This is a genomic window from Anaeromyxobacter sp. SG64, assembly GCF_022690745.1.
In the GTDB taxonomy this organism is placed as follows: domain Bacteria; phylum Myxococcota; class Myxococcia; order Myxococcales; family Anaeromyxobacteraceae; genus Anaeromyxobacter; species Anaeromyxobacter soli.
The window spans coordinates 1-2,348 of the sequence record NZ_JALCZB010000186.1 but is presented as its reverse complement, the minus strand read 5'-3'; the positions used below and the strand labels follow the sequence as shown (position 1 = coordinate 2,348).

General features: G+C 79.6%; 1 protein-coding gene. It reads left to right on the top strand.

Annotated features, from left to right (window positions below):
• Positions 1–2,348 (top strand): exodeoxyribonuclease V subunit beta (locus MNZ29_RS23940; RefSeq protein WP_242357099.1); only part of this gene is annotated, 2,348 nt, incomplete at both ends.

Here is a 2,348-nt window from a genome sequence, read left to right as displayed (position 1 = left end):
GGCCCGGGCACGCCTCGTCGCCACCGCCGAGGGCATCGCGCTCGCCGGCCCGCAGGCGACCACCGCGGGAGCGCGCGACCTCGTGGAGGGGGTCCGGCGCGCGCTCGACGCGCTCGCGCCGTCGGACCGCCAGGGAGCGATCGACGACGCCGCGCTCGGGCGGCTCCTCGCGCTCGGCGCCGCCGCGAAGGGGAAGCGCCTCGGCAAGGGCGACGGCCCGCTGCGCGAGCTCAAGGACGCGCTCGCAGCGGCGGCCGAGGCGCTCGCGCCGCTCGCCGCCGAGGCGCTCGCGGCGGAGTCGAAGGCGGAGCTCTGCCGGCTCGTCGCCGACGCCGAGGCCCGGTACGCCGCCGCGAAGCGCGCGGCCCGCGCCGTGGACTTCGACGACCTCCTCGTCGTCGCGCGCGACCTCCTGCGGCGAGACGCGGCGCTCCGCGCGGAGCTCCGGGGCCGGTTCCGCGCGCTGCTCGTGGACGAGTACCAGGACGTGAACGGGGTTCAGCAGGAGCTGTTCGAGCTGCTCGCGGGCCCCGGCACGCCCCCCGGCCCGGTCCTCGTCGCGGTGGGCGACCTCAAGCAGTCCATCTACCGCTTCCGCGGCGCCGACGTCGCGGTGTTCGCGCGACTCGTCCGCCGGCTCGACGCGGGCGAGGGGCGTGTGCTGCACCTCTCGGACAACCATCGCTCCGCGCCGGCGGTGGTCGAGCTCGTGAACGAGGTGTTCGCGCGATGCATGCGCCCGCCCGACGGCGCGCCGGCGCGCGACGACGAGATCCGCTTCTCCGACGCCGATCGGCTCGTGCCGCACCGCCCGGAGGGCGCGCGCCCCGCGTGCGAGCTCCTCGACGACGACGGCGAGGGGAACGCCGCGGAGCGGCGGCGCCGCGAGGCCGACGCGATCGCCCGCCGCATCGAGGCGGTGGTCGCCGGGACGGCGGGCGTCGCGGTGCGCGAGCGGGGCGAAGGCGGAGGCGAGCGCGTGCGGCGCCCGAGGCTCGGCGACGTGGCGATCCTGTTCCGGCGGCTCACGCAGATCGGCGAGTACGAGCGGGCGCTGCGCGCCGCGGGGATCCCCTACCGGCTCGCGCGCGGCGGCGGCTTCTACCAGGCGCCGGAGGTGCGCGATCTCGGGGAGCTCCTCGCGACGCTGGCCGATCCCGCCGACGCGATCGGCTGGGCCGCGCTGCTCCGCTCGCCCATGTGCGGCGTCTCGGACGCGACGCTCTTCCTCGCCGCGCGGGCCGGCCCCGGACGGCTGGCGCGTGCACCCGCGGGCGGGCTCCGCGACGAGCTCCTTCGAGCCCTCTCGGCCGACGGGGCCTTCGCGCTCGCGCCAGGCACGGCGGAGCAGGCGGTTCGCCGGGTGCCGGCGGAGGACTGGGCGCGGCTCGCGCGCCTGCTCGAGGTCTGGCGCGAGCTGCACGCGCTCCGCGACAGGCTCGCGCCGGACGCGCTGCTCGGGCGCGCCGTCGAGCGCCTCGATCTCGACGCAGCGCTGCTCGCCGGGCCCGACGGCGAGCGGCGGGCGATGAACGTCGCGAAGGCCGTGGCCCTCGCCGCGCGCTTCGCCGCGGACGGCGGGACGGCGGCGGAGCTCGCGCGCCACCTGCGGGCGCAGGCGGCGCGGCCGCCGCGCGAGCCCGAGGCGGAGGTCGAGGCCGGCGACGCGGTGGCCATCCTCACCGTGCACCAGGCCAAGGGGCTCGAGTGGCCGGTGGTGTTCGTACCGGACCTCGGCGCGCGCGCGCGGAGCGACGCCCGCCGCGCGCTCCTCGACCCGGCGGGGCGCGTCTGCGCGATGCGCTACGACGCGGCGGCCGAGCGGTTCGACGAGACGGTCTCCGTGCGCGAGGCGCGCGAGCACGAGCGGCGCGCGGCGGCGGCCGAGTCGCGCCGGCTCCTCTACGTCGCGATGACCCGCGCGCGCGATCACCTCGTCCTCTCCGGCGAGGCCTCGAACGGCGCGGAGAGCTGGCGCGGGCTCGTGGAGGCGGCGGCCGACGCGCGGCCGGAGCTCCTGCGGCGGATCCCGATCGCGGAGGCGGGGACGGCTGCGTCGGGGACCCCGCTCGCCGAGGCTACCGCCGCCCCCGCGGCTGCCGCCGCGGCGGTCGTCGCGCCGCCCCACCTCGCCGGCCCGCCCGCGGTCGCCGCCGTGCGGACCGCCGTGACCGAGCTCGCCGAGTACGCCCGGTGCCCGCGCCGCCACCACCTCGGTCGCGTGCTTGGACTGGCCGAGCCGCGCGGCGCGCGCGGCGCCCCCGCCGACGATCCCGGCCGCGCGACCGCGCGCGGGACCCTCGCGCACGCGATGCTCGCCGAGGCGGATCTCGGCGCGCCGCCCCTCG